The sequence below is a fragment of the Archangium sp. genome (assembly GCF_036389735.1).
Classification (GTDB): Bacteria; Myxococcota; Myxococcia; order Myxococcales; family Myxococcaceae; genus Archangium.
Genome location: NZ_DASVWK010000894.1, coordinates 1 through 1,838 on the forward strand (window position 1 = coordinate 1; position 1,838 = coordinate 1,838).

The following is a 1,838-nucleotide window of genomic DNA, read 5'->3' on the forward strand; positions in this document are numbered from 1 at the left end:
CTCGCGTAGTTGAAGGACAGGCCCAGGTTCCAGTCCAGGTGCTTGCCCACCTGGGAGCCGTGCAGGTTCAGCACGTCGCGCGAGCTGGGGCCCGGTTTGTACTGCTGCACGTCGATGCTCTGGGAGGCTTGCGAGGCGTCCTGGGCGCTGGCGGGAGCCGAGACGAACACGGCGGCCAGCAGCCCCAGCACGCCCCAGCCCATTGCCGAGCCACGGAGGGCCTGGCGACGGCGCAGCAGGGGCACGGCGAGCAGCGCCAGCAGGGGCAGCAGGGCGCCCGAGCCGGTAGAGGAGCAGCCACGGCCCGCGACCACCAGGTCGTCCGTGTAGTCGCGCGGGTTGCCGCCGGCACTGACTTCGTCTCCATCCCTCAAGCCACCGTGGTCGGTGTCGGGGTCGTTCGGATCCGACTCGGTGGCGTCGAGACGACCATCGTGGTTGGCGTCCTCGGTGCCGTCCTTCAGTCCATCGTTGTCGCTGTCCGGGTTGCGTGGATCGGTGGTCGTGGACGGATCGCTGTCCGGCTGGAAGTTCGGCGAGGACCTGTCGGTGCCGGGCAACGCCATGCTGGCCGTCACACCGCGCTCGGTGCCGTCGTTCAGGCCGTCGTTGTCGCTGTCCGGGTCGAGCGCGTCGATCAGGTCGTCTCCATCGGTGTCGGTGAGGCCGTCCTCGCTGTCCACGATGCCGTCATCGTCGGCGTCGGGGTCGCTCGGGTCGAGGCCGAGCTCCAGCTCGGAGTCATCGTCGATGCCGTCGTTGTCGGAGTCCACGCGGCCCACGGTCACGGTGACGGTGACGATGGCGGTGCCTCCATTGCCGTCCGACACCGTGTACGTGAACGTCACCGCGCCCGTGAACCCAGGCGTCGGCGTGAACACCACGCCCGTACCATTCGGCGCCACGGACACCGTGCCGCCACTGGCCGGCTGAGTCACCGCCGCCACCGTCAGCGTCTCGCCCGTGTCTGGCGCGCTCGTGTCGTTGGCCAGCACGTCCAGCGTCTTGGGCGCGCTGCCCGCGGGCACCGAGAACGTGTCGGCCACACCTGTCGGCGGATCATTCACCGCCAGCACCATCACGGCGACCGTCGCCGTGTCCGTGCCGCCGTTACCGTCCGACACCGTGTAGGTGAACATCACGGGGCCGTTGAAGTGGGGCGCCGGCGTGAAGCGAACCACGCCGCCCTCCAGCGTCACCGAGCCGCCGCTGGCGGGCTGCATCACCGCCGTCACCGTCAGCGGCTCGCCCGTGCTGTCATTGGCCAGCACGTCCACCACCGTGGCGCCGCTGTCCTCCGCCACTGTCACCGCATCATCCACGGCGTCGGGTGAACTATTGAGCACGAAGGAGGCGGTGACGGTGCAGTCACTCGTCACCGCGGCCGTGGTGTAGGTGGTACCAGAGAGGATACCGCCGCAGCCCGTTACAGCCTGAACCGAGTAGCCGGTGGCGGGCGTCACGGTGAAGGAGGTGGTGCCGCCATGCGCCACCGTGACGCTGTTGGGCGAGAAGCTGCCCTGGCCAGCGGCCACCTGGGTGCTGACGGTGTACTCGTTGAGCACGAAGGAGGCGGTGACGGTGCAGGCCGAGGTAACGGCGCCGGTGGTGTAGGTGGTACCAGAGAGGGTGCCACCGCAGCCCGTTACAGCCTGCACCGAGTAGCCAGTGGCGGGTGTCACGGTGAAGGAGGTGGTGCCGCCATGCGCCACCGTGGCGCTGTTGGGCGAGAAGCTGCCCTGGCCCGCCGCCACCTGGGTGCTGACGGTGTACTCGTTGAGCACGAAGGAGGCGGTGACGGTGCAGGCCGAGGTAACGGCGCCGGTGGTGTAGGTGGT

Annotated in this window: 1 protein-coding gene; it reads right to left on the reverse strand. The window is 69.2% G+C overall.

The genetic code is table 11. The features are described from left to right. A partial coding sequence (locus VF794_RS31895) for an Ig-like domain-containing protein (RefSeq protein ID WP_331116889.1) occupies nt 1–1,838 on the reverse strand: 1,838 nt, incomplete at both ends.